This window comes from Ochrobactrum sp. A-1, assembly GCF_022488005.1.
GTDB lineage: Bacteria > Pseudomonadota > Alphaproteobacteria > Rhizobiales > Rhizobiaceae > Brucella.
In genome coordinates this window covers 1,044,998-1,059,917 of record NZ_JAKVQC010000003.1, presented here as the reverse complement: position 1 = coordinate 1,059,917, position 14,920 = coordinate 1,044,998, and the positions used below count along the sequence as shown (strand labels likewise).

The following is a 14,920-nucleotide window of genomic DNA, read 5'->3' as shown; positions in this document are numbered from 1 at the left end:
CTATGCGCTGCTAAGGGCTACAGGGCAAAGTTAGCTGTTAATGATGAGAACTTACTTAGTCATTTCATCGACCGTCTTCACGAGCATGGGAAGGGCATCTTCAGGGGTAAGGTCGCCCCGCATAACCTTGGCAATGATGTCGCGTTCCGCACGCCAGATGCGCACCGACGATCCGGTCGGATAGCCCTCCCACGGGCGCGCCAGCTCGATTTGGGATGCCACTGTTTTGAAGCGCGGTTCCTTTTGGTAAAAAGGCGCAAGATAATCAGCGCCGTCAGCCAGTTTGTTCGTCGGCAGATACCCTGTCGTTTCTACCACGATACTCTGTCCTTTCGGGCCGGTAGCGAATTTCAGATATTCCCATGCAGCTTTCTGCACGGCCTTATCTTGTGAAAGAATGATGCCTGCTGCGCCGCCCGTTGGGAGGCCGCCATTCTCCTTATCGTCAATCGGTACTCTTATCGTGTTCAGTTTGAAGCGGTCTCCTACAAGGCCGATAATCTGTGCAAGGCGGGCGGGTGTGTCGATGAAATAGGCGGTTTGTCCGGCTGCGAATTGCTGGCGCGCCTGTTCAAATTCCAGCAAATTCTCACCGCCCTCAGTCACGATACGACGGAGAATTTTGAGAGCTGCCAGACCCTTTTCATTGTTGAAGCCGGCCTTTCCGGTTTCAGGCTCGACGAGCTGCGTTCCTTCCTGCCGCAAAATGGTCTGCCAGAGCCAATCGTCGGGCCAATCGTAGATTGTATAACCGATACCCGTCATCTTCGGGTCTGCGTCATGGATTTTCTTGGCGCGCGCCAGAAGATCGTCCCAAGTCGCAGGTACCTCCTTGGGGTCCAAACCTGCTTTCTCGACGGCGCTTTCATTGATGTAAAGAATTGGAAGCGACGCGTTGAAGGCCATACCGTATTTCACGCCATCTACAACGCCAATATCGAGCATGGACTGTGAATAATTCTCCGTTATCCAGTTTTGTGGTTCGGCATCCAGAAACGGCTTGAGGTCTACGATCTGGTTGCGCTTGGACAAAGTGCGCGCAAGCTCGGGCATAAGATGGTAGCCTGGGAAATAGATGTCGGGCAACTGATTGGTCACGGCCAGCCGCTGCATCAGGAGATGGCCTTCGTCGTAGTCCTTGGCAGGAGCCCGGAATTTTATCGTGATATCCGGGTGTTCCTTCATGAAGGCTTGCGAAATTGGGTCATGGAACTTCGCGAAGCCGGATTGTGCGTAGAGCACGTCCAGTGTCACCTCGGCGGCGGGTGCCGTTCCCGCCATACAAAGCGTAAAGGTTCCGGCTGCGATGAATTTTGCTATGTGTTTCATATGTTCCTCCCTGGATTCAGACGTTTATATATTGAGGCTTCTTATTTGACACCGGTCATGGTGATGCCCTGAATGAAGCGCTTGCGCGCAATCAGGAAGCAGATCACGAGCGGGGCGGTGAGCATGGTGGCGGCCGCCGTCAGCGCTCCATAATTCGAGCCAGTTTCCGCGTCAGCGAAGAGCAGCATGCCAAGCGGCGGCGGTGCGAGCTGGTTGTCGGAAATGACGATGAGCGGCCAATAAAGGTCGTTCCAGTGCGCGACAATCGAGAACACCGCGAAAGCGGCGATTGCCGGCATGGCACTCGGCGTGACGATGCGCCAGATGATTTCAAGCTCGCCCATGCCGTCAAGTCGTGCGGCATTGATGATATCGTCGGGGAAACTCCTAAAAAACTGCCGGAACAGGAATATTGCGAAGGCTGACAGGAAAAACGGCAGCATCATCGAAAAATAGCTATTGAGCTGACCAGCCCAGGCCAGAGCGATATAGAGGGGAAGCGCTGGCACCTGGATGGGGATCGCCAGTGCCAGCAGGATCAGAACGAAGAAAAGGTTGCGGCCGGTAAATTTCAGCTTGGCCAGTGCGTAGGCACACGGGATCGCGACGATCAACTGGACCAGAAGGATACCGCTGCACACAATGACGCCGTTCAGCGCAAAGCGCAGCAAAGGTGCGCTTTCAAGCGCGAAGCTGTAATTTTCCACGCCATAAAACTGCGTTGGCCATAGCCGCAGCTGAGCGCTGAATATCTCATTTGGCGGTTTGATTGATGTGACGAGCATCCAGACGAAGGGCATGACGATGAAGATTGCACCTAAGATCAAGATGGCGTGGACCGCGATGAAGCCAAGTCCCCGTTTCAGCTCCGAGAAGCTGCGTGCAGGCGGGCTGGCGATTTGTGGCTGTTCGTCCGATAGCGGTGTCAATAGTGCACCCTCCTGTCGATGAAAAAGGTCTGGATGCCCGAAAAGATCAGGATGAATGCCAAAAACACCAGCGTCAGCGCTGCGGCATAGGCGGTCGAAAAATACTGGAAGCCTTCCAGATAGATCGCATAGAGAATCACATTGGTGGAATCTTGTGGGCCGCCCCGCGTGATCGCGACTACCGTGTCAAAGACCTTGAAGGCGGTGATGGATGTAGTGATGAGGACGAACATGGTCGTCGGCCCAAGCATCGGCCAGGTCACGGTCAGGAAGCGGTCGATCACGCCAGCTGCACCATCAATATCAGCGGCTTCATAGAGGTCTTTGGGGATCGCCGAGAGACCGGCCAAAAACAGCACCATGTTGAACCCGACAAGTTGCCAGATTCCAATGACCGCCAACGTCGGCAGCGCATAGGCAGGGTCGCTGAGGAAATTGACCGGCTGGAAGCCCAGGGCAACAATAATCGCGTTGATTGGTCCAAGGCTTGGATGAAGCAGGAATTTCCATACCGACGCCATGGCAATAAGCGTTGCCGTGACCGGCAGGAAGAAGATGACCTCATAGATTGCGCGGCTACGCGTTCGGCCATGGATGAGAAGGGCGAACAGGAGGCCGAGCCCCACTGATCCGGGAACCACGAAGGCCACGTAGATGAACGTGTTGAAGAGCGATCGACGGAAGGTTTCGTCGTGCAAGGCATTGGAAAAATTCTTGAGGCCGGCAAATGACAGCGTCAGGTCGCCAAGCTGATAATCGGTGAGACTGAGCACCACTAAGACAATCAGCGGCACGATATGGAGCAACAGGAGCAGTATGAATGCGGGTGCCGCCAGGCCAAGCCCTGTCAGCTTCTCAACGAATTCTCGCCGCCCGAGCCTTTGTCCAAGAGCCGGTTCAACGGGTTGAGCCATGTTTTGCCCTCCCGGAATCGTCGCCTGACAAGAGCACATGCGTTTTTTCCGCCCGCCGTCCGTCGGGGCCGAAAATATGGCAAAGCGTGGGGTCGAAGGTCAGTCGCACAGCATCGCCTTCGTGGATGTCTTCATGCGGCGAAGTCGTGCGCATGATGAAACTGGTCGCTTCCGTGCCGGTCAGGTCGAGGTGATGGAGAAATTCGGCGCCGAGATTTTCCGTGCGGCGCAGGCGTGCGTCGATGATTGGTTGACCTGTGGCCGTCTGCTTAAGCGAAAGAAGGTCGAGCGCCTCCGGCCTGATGCCGATGGTCACACTCTCGCCCTGCGGCAGGTTGACGGCGATGCCAAGTGGCCTGCCTTGTATTTCCACCCGACCGGCCGGTCCAATCGATGCGGGCATAGTATTGATTGTTGGGCTACCGATGAAGCGGGCCACTTCCAGATTGGTCGGATGCTCATAAAGTTCCGTCGGCGTCCCGAGCTGCTGCACCTTGCCGCCGTCCATCATTGCGACACGGTCCGACATGGTCATGGCTTCGATCTGGTCGTGCGTGACATAGATGAAGGTCGCGCCCATGCGCTTGTGCAGTTCGGTCAGTTCTGTGCGCATGTGGACGCGCAGTTTCGCGTCCAGATTGGATAGCGGTTCGTCCATCAAGAAGGCGCGCGGCTGGCGGACCATCGCCCGGCCGAGCGCCACGCGCTGGCGCTGCCCGCCAGAAAGCTGCGCAGGTTTGCGGCCAAGCAGCGCCTCAATCTTCAATTGGCCGGCCACGGCTTCGACCTGTTGTGCAATCTCTTGTGTTAGCCTTTTGCGGCGTGGCGAGAGATGTTTGATCAGCGGGATGCGCTCCAACAGGCTGAGTTTTTCTACTGTGAGGGGAACAGCGATGTTGTCGAAAGCCGTCATATGCGGATAAAGCGCGTAACTTTGAAACACCATCGACAGCTTGCGCTCATGCGGGCGCAGGTGGTTCACCGATGCGCCGTCCACGCTGATCGTACCTGCCGACTGGCTTTCCAGGCCGGCGATGATGCGCACGAGTGTCGACTTGCCGCAGCCCGAAGGTCCAACGAGGGTAAGAAATTCCCCGTCGCGGATCGAAATATTAATGTCGTCCAGTACCTTGAGGCTTCCGAACGATTTACTGATGTTTTGGATATCGACCTGGGACAAAAACTCTCCTCCAGCATTCGTCGCCCGCTCCAACTATCGCTGGGGGTAAACCTCATGCACAACGTCATCGATCCACATCATCTTCAGTTCCGGCAGATGTACACGCTTAAAGCTGAAACCTGAATCCGAGAAATCGTATCGTACGGCGCCAAGCTGCTTTTCGCCGCCCAAAGGCGGCTGCATGTCTGGACCAACCGCGAAGGCGGCTGACGGACACCAGACGAACTGGATGCCGTCGAGAACGAAATCGTGTGACAGATGAAGATGACCACTGGCGATAAGATCGACACCGAAGCGCTGCGTGAGGCGCTGCAGCCGGGTGCGTGGTTCCGGCCTTACTGACCAATAACCGTTGTCGATATCGTCCCAGCCATTGATAAACAGAGGTTGGTGGGTAAACCATGCGATGCGGCGGCCGTCCGCGCTCTGCATTTGTCGTTCCAGCCAGTGAAACTGCGCTTCTTCCGCCGCAAGACCGGAACTCAGGATCATGGAATCGAACCCGAGAAGGCGCCACTTTCCCACATCCTTTGCCCAGAAATCTGCGCCATACTGTCGGTTCCAGCGTTCCAAACGATGTTCATTGGTCGGCTGATGTGCGCTTTGCGGTTCGCCGACATCGTGGTTTCCAGGAACAACCAGCATCGGGGCGGGCAGGCCGACCATCACTTCGCGGCAGAAGGTAAAATCGTCCTCGACATCCGCGCCGTCCACGCTGATATCGCCGGAATGAATGATGAGATTGGGATTTTCACTGGCGAGCCAGTTTTTCAAAGGCTGCCAATTTTCCACGAAATGCGCCTTGTGGCGTCCAAGATGCGTGTCTGAAATCTGTATGACGCGGACCATTCCTTCATTCCCCTGATTGCAAACTGATCAGATCAATTCGCCGCATCGAAAAAGGTTTACAACTGTTGGTGTGGACTTGCAAATGTAACGTTCCGGTCAGTCGGTCAGTCATGTTCACCGATGAGGATATTGGCAGCGGTTATCGCAGCCGGTAATTCTGCTGCTCCGTTGACAACGAAAGCAGCGCCGCTGGCCTTGAGAAGCGAAGCCCGGTCGGGACGCGGATCTGCTGGATCGACAAATCCGATTGCAGTCATGCCTGCTGCATTGGCGGCGAGGACGCCGTGCGAACTGTCGTCGATCATCACGCAATGCTCCGGCTTGACGTGGAATTGTTCAGCGCAATGCAAAAGAAGGTCTGGGGCAGGCTTGGGTCTTGCCACCATCTGGGCGCTGAACACTGCGGGATGGAAATGCTCCCACAAATCAAGCTTGCCCAAACTGCTTTTGAGGCGCTCGATGGAACTGTTTGAGGCAACGCATTTGGGCCGCCTCACGCTTTTGACCACCGCATCAATGCCCGGCATCGATGTGAGCGAACACCCAAATTCCTCATAAAGACGCGTGTGCCAGGCGGAGAAATGGGCATCGATGTCGATCATGCCCAGTTCTTCCGCACAGATCCTGCGGATAGACGGTTCTGAATGGCCGGTGAACCTGACATGCGCCTCCTCGTCCGTGATGGACATGCCGGCATTGCGCAGCATTTCGGCAAGTGTCCGGCTGGCGATAGGCTCGCTGTCAATCAGCACCCCGTCACAGTCAAAAATGATGAGAGCAATATTTTCAAGAGCATCCAAGCCTGCTGATGTTATGTCGGTCATGGCAATCATCCCTGCACGCAGGGCATTGGATGGACGGCAGGAAAGCCAGCCCGCATATCGTACGGGATAGGTCGGTGTCGTTTTGCCCTTTTGATTTCCGGCGGCATCGCTCTTTCCTCCCGGTAATGCTTCAACTTTGACGACATTCAGTCTAGGTAGGTCGAAACAGTTGTCAATAGATAATTACAGATGTAAATACATTAGATATTGAAACAGTAGAATCAGCGATTTGTGCCGTAAATTCGGAGTGCCGGTATCTTTCCGTGCGGGAGAAGCGCTGCTACACCAAGGCAGACAGGCAGAGGGTCCGCCGGGCGGGCCCGGTTGGCAAATGAGGTTCTGATGATGAACGGAAAACCGTTGTTGAACGGTCCAGCTGCGCTCGCCGAAGAACAGATGCAGATGCGCGTCGTCTGGCAATATTTCATGGAAGGTCGGACACAAGGAGAAATCGCGCAGGCCTTCTCCACCAATCGCCTGCGCATCAATAAGATTATCGCCGAGGCGCGCCGGTCGGCGCTGGTGACGATCACGTTGAACTCTCGACTGGTGTCATGCGTAGAATTGGAGCGACAGCTCGTCGCCGATTTTTCGTTGCGGCACGCCAGTATCGTGCCGACGCCCGACAATCCTGAGCTGGTGCCTGTGCTGGTGGGACAGGCGACCGCCCATTATCTCTTAGACCAGCTGAACACCACCGACATATCGGGGATCGGTGTGGGGTGGGGCGCGACATTGCGTGAGATGGTGCGTCACATGCCTAAGCTGAAACGGCCCGATGTTTCCGTCAGTTCCGTCCTCGGCGGTCTCACGCATGGCATCGAGATCAATACATTCGATATTGCGAGTGATCTGGCGCGCCAGCTCAATGCGCAATGCGCTTACCTCGCCGCGCCGATTTACGCTGGCAGCCCCCAATCTCGCGACGCCATCGTCAGTCAGGACGTGTTCGAAAGCGCTTTTGAGCGGATCAGGAAGAACGACATCATCCTTGTCAGTATCGGCGACTTGACGATGCGTTCGCTGCTAATCCGCTACGGATTGCCGAGTGACGTTTCGTTGGATGAACTGATTGCAGCTGGTGCCTGCGGCGATATCGTCGCGCAGTTTATTGACCGGAATGGTAAGCCCATCGACCATCCGATCAACCGGCGCGCCATAGCGCCGTCATTCGAGACCCTAAAAAGCGTGCCGACTGTGGTGTTCGCGTCGGGCGGGCTTAACAAGGCAGAAGCGCTTGCTGCCGCGCTGCTCTCCGGCACCGGCAATGTACTCATTTGCGACGAGGAAACCGCGCGCCGTGCTCGCCAGATTGCGCTTGATGCATTAGGTGTTTCAGGCGAGTAGCCAGATCATCTACGTTCCAAACTGCACCGTTGGACGCTATCATCTTTAGCGATAAATAGCTCTCCTTAATGCTGGCCGCTTTTCTCCAATCAGCGGAAATTTTCAATCCAGCTTGGAAATTGCCAAATGCGAGCGATTTTTGGACATCAAGGGGAAAAATAACTATCGCATCAGGCTCCAAAAGCCATGTTTTCGGCCATGCACCTTTTTCAAATTCGCAACGTAGTCATCATGCGTTTTGAACTCTGCAAACTCTTCTATCTGATGTGCCAGAGACGCACATTCCATGAGATGTCGCGCGGCGTGCTTGTAACGACTGGAGCGAGCATAATTGAGCGTAAAATCGATCATGGCACGCAGAAGGAGGGTCGCTGCCAGTGGATATTTCGCGCTTAGCACTTCTGCTGCAGGAGAAAGCAGTTCGTAACGATCGCCATCTAGTCCGGCGGCTCGGTGCGTTACCAATTTGGCTGCTTCGGCAGGAGAAGGATAGTTCAAAAAGAGTATCAATGCCTGCTGGACATCGGGATGGGTCTGAGCGTATGCAAATGCCTTTTCCTCAGCCTCCACATCGTCAAAATCCGGTAATCGGCGCACAAATTCCTTCAGCATGCCGTCATTGAGAGACTGTTCAAAGCACTGCCAGCGAAACTGTTGTGCTTCTTCACCACGACCGAGCATTTCAAGAGCGTCGGCTCGTGTCGCCTGCCAATCGTAGGGAACTTGATACCGCTCACCGATTTGTGCGTTGTCAAGGGTTCTCAAAGCTTCCTCGGCTCGCCCTGCCGAAACCATCCTCCTGCCGATCTCTGTCGCTACTGTGGGGATAATATGCGTGTGCTCGGCATGCTGAGCGATATACAGGTCTGTCCGTCGTCGAATGATTTGAGACTATTTGTGCTTTTGAAGATTGGAGTTTCCGGCTCGGTTTGGGGTTTGATTTAAGCGGCTTTGGCTTGGTGGTTCAAGCGGCGTTTTTTGATCGTGTCTCGTTTGATCCTTTCGCGTTCGAGCAGGATGGTCTGTCCGCGTCCGAAGTAGACGTCGGCGGGAGTGAGATTGTCGAGGCTCTCATGGTAACGGCGATGATTGTAATGCTCAACGAAGGCTGCAATCTGGGCTTCGAGGTCCTCCTTGAAGAAGTAGTTTTCAAGCAGGATGCGGTTCTTCAGCGTCTGGTGCCAGCGTTCGATTTTCCCTTGCGTCTGCGGGTGGCCGGGAGCGCCGTGAACCTGGTCGATCTTGTATTTCTCCAGCCATTCGCCGAGATCGGAGGCGACGTAACACGAACCGTAGCACCTACGGAAGGAAGAATTGGAGCCACCGAGGGAGCGATGCGCGCAGCTTTTTTGCTGCAAGCGCGCATCGTCCGAGGTGGCCATGGCCAGTCGAAGTACCTCTAGAATGTGAGTGTTCGCAACTCATTCCGGAGAGACCGACCATGACCAGTCAGAATTCTATACCTGCCGATGCCGTGTTGGTAGCCATCGACATCGCCAAGGTTCGCAATGAAGTGTTGATCGAAGCACCCGGTCATAAACGCCGCCGTCGGTTGTCTGTTCTCAATACGCGTGCAGAACATGACCATCTGATCGAGATTTTGCAATCATATGACCGACCGGTGGTCTGCGCCTTTGAGGCAACGGGTAACTATCATCGTCCGATCGCTTGGAGGTTGGTGGAAGCCGGCTTCGAAACGCGGTTGGTGTCGTCGCTGGCGCTTGCCCGCACGCGAGAAGCCTTGCACAACAGTTGGGATAAAAACGATCCTAAGGATGCGCAGGTGATCCTGCACATGTTGAGGATTCATTCGACGCAGGTCTATCACGATCCCTTGCGCGCTGGCATCAACGACGTTCAGGAATTGTCGAAGACACACGAAGCCATTGCTAACGCAAAGACCGAGATACAACATCGCATCCTGACGCATTACCTGCCGCTGTATTTTCCAGAGATCGAGCGTTTCCGGGGTAACAGTCGCAGCGACTGGTTCTTCGCGTTCCTCGATGCCTTCCCCACACCATCGAGCATCACGATACTGACGAAGGAGAAGTTCGTCGAAGCGGCATGGGATGTTGTCGGCAGGAAAGTCAGCAAGTCACAGATTTTAATGGATATTTATGAGACTGCCCGCACCTCTATTGGCTTGCCATTGCCGCTGGATGCGCCTGCAATTCGCATGTTTCGGATGGTTGTCGCCGAAGCTCGCAGCTTGATCCGCCAACGCAACGAGATCGAAGCACAGGCCGATGAGCTGCTGCGACACAGCCGTGATTATCAGATACTGCGGCAGATTCCCGGGATCGGTCCGATCAACGCGCTAACAATCATTGCGGAGGCTGGGGACCTACGCCGCTTTCATCATCACCGTCAGTTTCTCAAATTCTGCGGGCTGGATCTGTCGACACAGCAATCGGGCCAGTATCGCGGCCAGACCCGGCTTTCCAAATTCGGCAACGCGCGGCTGCGGCGGACCCTGTGGATTGCTGGGCAAGTTGCCATCCGCCAGCGTGAGAACGGCTTCCGACATAAATTCGAACGTTACATCGCGAGAGATCGTGACAATCCCGATCTGCGCCGCAAGGCAATGACCGCTATTACCGCCAAGATGGCGCGTGTCGTACACGCCGTCGTCAAAAGCGGTTCAGACTACCGGCCCTTCGTTGAAGGGCGGGTACCAGGTGGAAGAACCTCTGTCAGTTAGAGCCGTGAGGGCATCCTTCGGATGATCCTGTAGACAATGCTTGGGTCTTCCACCTGGATCAGAAGCTCGTGTTAAGGACGGTGAGGGCCAAAATGATGGACCCTGTGTTTGCTATGGACGAGACCTTTTCCCATGCCAGTGGAAGCCGCCTGGTTCGACGATGTGACTTGACGAGCGTCATGCAGCGTGAGCATGCTGACGAGCAGAGAAACTTTGTCTGCCAAGCCCATTTTCTTCCGCACTTAGGACGTTGTCCGACAGCAGACGCGGCCGGTGCTCAACCTTGACCTTGTCACAGCCTGAGGCGGCCAATGCAAGATCGAGTGTATCGGTGACGTCATCCACCTTCATGCTGGTGCACAGCTTCCAGGCGATGATGTAGCGGGAGTAGTCATCGAGGATGGTCGATAGGTAAAACCATCCCCAGCCGATGACCTTCAGGTAGGTGAAGTCGGTTTGCCACATCTCGTTCGGCCTCGTGGTCTTGTCCTTGAACTCGTCATTGGCCTTGATGACAATATAGGCTGGCGACGTGATCAGGTCGTGAGCCTTGAGTAAGCGATAGACCGAAGCCTCTGATACAAAATAACTTTCCGTATCAGTGAACTTCACCGCCAGTTCACGCGGTGACAGGTCGGCATGATCGAGCGCCAGTGCGATGATGCGATCCCGGATATCGTCAGGGATACGATTCCACACCCGCGAAGGTGCGGACGTCCGGTCTTCCAGCCCCTCGACACCGTAGGTCTGGAAGCGATCATACCATCGATAGAAGGTCGGCCTTGGAATGCCCAGCTTTTCCAGCGTCTGCCTGGCTGACAAATGCGACTGCTCGACAAGCCGGATGATCTCATGCTTTTCGGAGGCGGGATATCTCATTCGTCGTCGCCCCCATCCCCGATCATGCTTTTTTTGAGCAGGCGGTTTTCCAGGGTGACGTCGGCCAGCGCCTCCTTCAGGTCACGGCTTTCACGACGCAGCGCTTTTACTTCGTCGCTGGTGGCAGAACGGGCGGTGTCGCCTGCAAGACGCTTCTTGCCTGCCTCGAGGAATTCTTTCGACCAGCTATAATAAAGGCTCTCGGCGATCCCCTCACGGCGGCAGATCGCAGCAATGCTGTCTTCCCCGCGCAGACCTTCCAGAACAATACGGATTTTATCCTCGGCCGAATAATGTTTACGCGTGGCACGACGGATATCTTTGATCGTCCTCTCCGCAGAAGACGTTTGGGGAACGGGTTTCTGTCTCATCTTTGCGTCCTTTGATAAAGCTATGATGAGCCAAAAATCCTCTCTTCTTAATTAAACCAGTTTTGTCTCAAAGGCGCTGATGTCGGACAACATTCCTTACGTCCGTCATGTCGATGAGACGACGATTGCTCTTAACGCCGGAACGCTGATGGTGATGATCGCACTGGAAGGAGTGTCATTCGAAACGGCAGATGTGCTCGATTTGAATGGATTACACCGTGACCTCAACACCCTTTATCGCAACATCGCCGATGAGCGGCTTGCCTTATGGACGCATGTTATCAGGCGGCGGAACGACAGTTATCCGGACGGAGAATTTTCGGCAGCGTTTTCGAACGCCCTTAACGAAAAATATCGCCTCAAGATGGCTGGCGAAAGCCTCTTTTGTAACGACCTTTATCTCACGCTGCTCTGGTCTCCGGCCCGTTACGGTGCAGATAAAACGACACGATTTTTTTCAAAGCTAAGACGAGCGCAAAATGTCGAACTTGATGAGGAGGCATTTAAAGATCTCCAGGACAAGGTAATTGATGTAACGTGAGCGCAACGAATAGCCCACGTCTTTCGTGATTGACGGAATGGGTTTCCGGCTGGCAGTCAAAACTTTTGCTTTGCCCGCTTCGGCATAAAATAGGTTCGGATATTGACGAGTGCTTCAGCGACGTCAGCGGCATCCTGGCGGGTGGCTTTGCGTTTTGTCTCGCCGAGCTTGCGAATTGGCGCAATGATATCGCCGGTGACGGCATGACCGCGAAGAACCGGCTGCCAAAGTCTCGGCGCGTATCCTGTTGCCAGCAAAAAGCAGAGGTCCCAATCGAACGGATCAAAGGTTTGATCATCGATCCTGGTGAACCTGGGCCGGTAGTCTTTCGGGGTTTCAGAGAGGCTCCCCGAGATACGGTTATATTCCGCAACGATCGTCTGCACGGCCCGATGTTCGGTTGTTTCCATCGGCAGGTTCAGGGCGTCCGGGCCAGTCAGTTCCGGGATCCATTTGCGTGGGTCGATGAACTTTGGGCCAATGATCAGAGCCGTAAGATAACCATCGAGACCGCTCATTGACCAGATTGGCGATGCCGGACGGCGTCCCCTGATAAAGGCTTCGAACGCCGCGTCATCAAGCTTCGGTCGATCCGTCGTCCCCTGGCTGTTGTGCATCATGCCGCCCGTCGCTCCTGCTGCGTCATCGCTTCACGCTCAGCCTTCCAGGCCCACGGCAGGAGACTTTCCATTTCGTTGGCTTTCACTTTGCCGGAGATGATGCGCTCCAGCACATCGGCAAGCCAGACCTCGGGGTCCACACCATTCAGTTTACAGGTGTTGACGAGCGATGCGAGGACAGCGAAAGTCTTTCCACCCCGCTCGTTGCCCACGAACAGCGAATTCTTCCTCGTCAGGGCCACGGATTTCATTGAACGCTCGACCACATTGGAATCGATCTCGACCCGGCCATCATCAAGGCAGGCTGTCAACCCGCTCCAATGGTTGAGCGTGTAGCTGACGGCCTTGCCAAGCGCCGATTTCGCCGACACCTCGTCGCGCAGTTCGGTGAGGTGGACTTTCAGCTCTCTCATGACTGGAGCAGCCTCGCGACGTCTCACGACGAGCCGGGTATCGGCGCTTTCGCCGCGCAGTTTTGCTTCGATCCGATAGACTTCCGCAATCCTGGCAAGGATCGACAAAGCCTCCGAAGAACCCGTCAGCTTGACGACATCGACGAACTTGCGCCGCGCATGAGCAAGGCAGAAGGCCAGCCGCATGGGTGCGACATTGCTCTTGCCCCGACGTTTGACCATGGTTTTATAGGCTTGGTATCCATCGACTTGAAGCACGCCGGTAAACGACGACAATTGCCCCTCGATCTCGCGGGCGCTGCGGCTTTCGGCAAAGATATAGGCCACGGCCGGCGGTGCCGGACCATTCCAGGGACGGTCGTCAACCGCCTGCGCCCATAACTGGCAGACCTTGGTTCGTTTGCGCCCCGGCTCGAGCCGCGGCAACGGCGTCTCGTCACAGAACACTCTCGGCTGCGAGCGGATAAAGGCGGTAAGCGCGTCATAGAGAAGCTCCAGCCACCAGGCGACCCGCATCACCCAGGCGCCAAGCGTACCGCGATCGATGATGACACCGCAGGAGGCCAGCATTTGCGCCTGTCGATTGAGCGGGAGATGCCAGGCAAACTTCGAAACAGCGACATGCGCGGCAAACGCCGTGGTCACCATGCCACCGTCCATCACGCGCGCCGGTGCAGGTGCTTGCACGATGGCACTCTCACAGGCCCGGCATGCATAGCGCGGCCGGATCGTCCGTTTGACCCGGACAACAGCAGGTACGATGTCGAGCGCCTCGCTGACGTCCGTGCCGATGCAATGCAGTTCGAACGAACAGCAGGGGCAAATCTTGCTCTCCGGCTCAATGATCTCTTCATAGCGCGGAAGATGCTTGGGCAAGCGGCCGATATTGCGGGCAGACGATCGCCGTGCCTGTGTTTTGTCTTCACCGGCCGGTGCGGCATCGTCATTGGCTGCAACGGGAATATCGCTTAGATCGCCCAGGTCGAGCGTTGCCTGGGCTGGATCGATGATCGTCATCTTCTCCGATTTCGTCCCGAAGAGCTGGCGCTCAAGGAAGGCAATACGCGCTTTGAGATCGGCATTCTCTTCGTCGAGTAAGAGAATGATCCGGGTCAATTGCGCAGCATCCTGGGGCAAGGGATCGGGTCGAAGCAGCATGACCGACCCTATCATATTAGCCTGAATCTTCAAGCAAAACCAATAGGATCAGCCTACTTTTGAGGGTCGTCTCACCGCGTTTCGCTTGACCCGCGTCCAGTCAATGCCAGCTAGCAAAAGCGAGAACTCCTGGGCACTCATCTGCATCGCACCATCGCGGATCGGGGGCCAAACAAACTTTCCGCTCTCCAACCACTTTGTCGCCAGGATCATGCCTGACCCATCCCAGTAAATGCAGCGAAGTCGATCCAGACGCTTGGCGCGGAAAACGAACACGTCGCCACAATAGGGATCGGCCGCGAGCGCTGACGCCACCAAAGCCACAAGGCCATTCATGCCGCGCCGGAAGTCGACCGGTTGCGTAGCCACCATGATCTTCACGCCACTCGGCGAAACTCCGATCACCGGCGACCTCGCAAGGCCGCCACCATCGCTTGCGCCAGTTCAGGTGCTACCGGGCCGATAACCGTCATGCGCGCGCCAGCAATCTCGATCTCAATTCGACCCGCGGCAAAGTGGGCGACATCTGACGGCGAGCCTGGAGCCGGCGTTCGATCGCCAACTACCGTCACCGGCACGAACATCGCCTGCTGCGCACTGGACCTCGCAGATCGTTGAGAGGTCAGCCCAGCGTCCCGGCGCCAGACGTTCAGCAAGCCGCGATTGACGCCCCAGCGCCGGGCAACGGCCGAGATGTTAACATCAGGTTCCGCGCTTTCCGCAAGGATCCGCGCCTTCTCCTCGTCAGTCCAATTCCGCCGCTGCCGCCGGCCGGTAATCACCTCGATCCGACGATACTTTCCCTCATGCCTGGCTTCATCCATGTCTTCAAGCATGGCATCAGCGCGATCTCCAATCATCC

The 14,920-nt window shown here is 55.8% G+C and carries 11 protein-coding genes and 5 pseudogenes; 3 read left to right on the top strand and 13 right to left on the bottom strand.

Annotated features, from left to right (window positions below; genetic code table 11):
- Positions 1–51: 51 nt before the first annotated feature.
- From MKS82_RS06915 to MKS82_RS06890, 6 genes are all read right to left on the bottom strand, one after another.
- The gene (locus tag MKS82_RS06915) at positions 52–1,329 is read right to left on the bottom strand and encodes an ABC transporter substrate-binding protein (protein WP_240578574.1); all 1,278 of its coding nucleotides are present in this window, start codon (positions 1,327–1,329) and stop codon (positions 52–54) included.
- A gap of 41 nt (positions 1,330–1,370) precedes the next feature.
- Positions 1,371–2,195, bottom strand: coding sequence for a carbohydrate ABC transporter permease (locus MKS82_RS06910; protein ID WP_176037291.1), 825 nt, complete (start codon positions 2,193–2,195; stop codon positions 1,371–1,373).
- Positions 2,196–2,254: 59 nt separating this feature from the next.
- On the bottom strand, positions 2,255–3,172 hold the full coding sequence (locus MKS82_RS06905) for a carbohydrate ABC transporter permease (RefSeq protein ID WP_109986207.1): 918 nt from the start codon (positions 3,170–3,172) through the stop codon (positions 2,255–2,257).
- On the bottom strand, positions 3,156–4,352 hold the full coding sequence (locus MKS82_RS06900; protein WP_109986208.1) for an ABC transporter ATP-binding protein: 1,197 nt from the start codon (positions 4,350–4,352) through the stop codon (positions 3,156–3,158). Before MKS82_RS06900 ends, MKS82_RS06905 begins: the two co-directional genes overlap by 17 nt.
- A gap of 33 nt (positions 4,353–4,385) precedes the next feature.
- Positions 4,386–5,201, bottom strand: coding sequence for a metallophosphoesterase family protein (locus MKS82_RS06895; protein ID WP_240578573.1), 816 nt, complete (start codon positions 5,199–5,201; stop codon positions 4,386–4,388).
- Between the two features lie 104 nt (positions 5,202–5,305).
- Positions 5,306–6,025 (bottom strand): HAD family hydrolase, encoded by a 720-nt coding sequence (locus MKS82_RS06890; RefSeq protein ID WP_109986281.1) that lies wholly within the window; start codon positions 6,023–6,025, stop codon positions 5,306–5,308.
- Between the two features lie 345 nt (positions 6,026–6,370).
- On the opposite strand from MKS82_RS06890, the gene MKS82_RS06885 reads away from it, so the two are divergent.
- Positions 6,371–7,372, top strand: coding sequence for a sugar-binding transcriptional regulator (locus MKS82_RS06885; protein ID WP_109986282.1), 1,002 nt, complete (start codon positions 6,371–6,373; stop codon positions 7,370–7,372).
- A gap of 162 nt (positions 7,373–7,534) precedes the next feature.
- Here the strand turns inward: MKS82_RS06885 and MKS82_RS06880 are convergent.
- Positions 7,535–8,239 (bottom strand): annotated as a pseudogene (locus tag MKS82_RS06880) (DUF6880 family protein); the annotation flags it as partial.
- A gap of 74 nt (positions 8,240–8,313) precedes the next feature.
- Positions 8,314–8,664: pseudogene (locus tag MKS82_RS06875) on the bottom strand (integrase core domain-containing protein); the annotation flags it as partial.
- Between the two features lie 149 nt (positions 8,665–8,813).
- Here MKS82_RS06875 and MKS82_RS06870 point away from each other — a divergent pair.
- Positions 8,814–10,101: pseudogene (locus MKS82_RS06870) on the top strand (IS110 family transposase).
- A 224-nt stretch (positions 10,102–10,325) separates the two neighbouring features.
- Here the strand turns inward: MKS82_RS06870 and MKS82_RS06865 are convergent.
- A pseudogene (locus MKS82_RS06865) lies at positions 10,326–11,326 on the bottom strand (helix-turn-helix domain-containing protein); the annotation flags it as partial.
- A gap of 79 nt (positions 11,327–11,405) precedes the next feature.
- Here MKS82_RS06865 and MKS82_RS06860 point away from each other — a divergent pair.
- Positions 11,406–11,864 (top strand): annotated as a pseudogene (locus MKS82_RS06860) (transporter); the annotation flags it as partial.
- Positions 11,865–11,923: 59 nt separating this feature from the next.
- Here MKS82_RS06860 and MKS82_RS06855 read toward each other — a convergent pair.
- From MKS82_RS06855 to tnpA, 4 genes are read right to left on the bottom strand one after another with little or no spacing between them, the layout of a single operon-like run.
- Positions 11,924–12,487 (bottom strand): UPF0149 family protein, encoded by a 564-nt coding sequence (locus MKS82_RS06855; RefSeq protein WP_105528924.1) that lies wholly within the window; start codon positions 12,485–12,487, stop codon positions 11,924–11,926.
- On the bottom strand, positions 12,484–14,058 hold the full coding sequence (tnpC, locus tag MKS82_RS06850) for an IS66 family transposase (RefSeq protein WP_151607717.1): 1,575 nt from the start codon (positions 14,056–14,058) through the stop codon (positions 12,484–12,486). The genes MKS82_RS06855 and tnpC overlap by 4 nt, the downstream gene beginning before the upstream one ends.
- A 48-nt stretch (positions 14,059–14,106) precedes the next feature.
- On the bottom strand, positions 14,107–14,463 hold the full coding sequence (gene tnpB / locus MKS82_RS06845) for an IS66 family insertion sequence element accessory protein TnpB (protein WP_105528926.1): 357 nt from the start codon (positions 14,461–14,463) through the stop codon (positions 14,107–14,109).
- Positions 14,460–14,918 (bottom strand): IS66-like element accessory protein TnpA, encoded by a 459-nt coding sequence (gene tnpA, locus MKS82_RS06840; RefSeq protein ID WP_168436537.1) that lies wholly within the window; start codon positions 14,916–14,918, stop codon positions 14,460–14,462. Before tnpA ends, tnpB begins: the two co-directional genes overlap by 4 nt.
- Positions 14,919–14,920 lie beyond the last annotated feature (2 nt).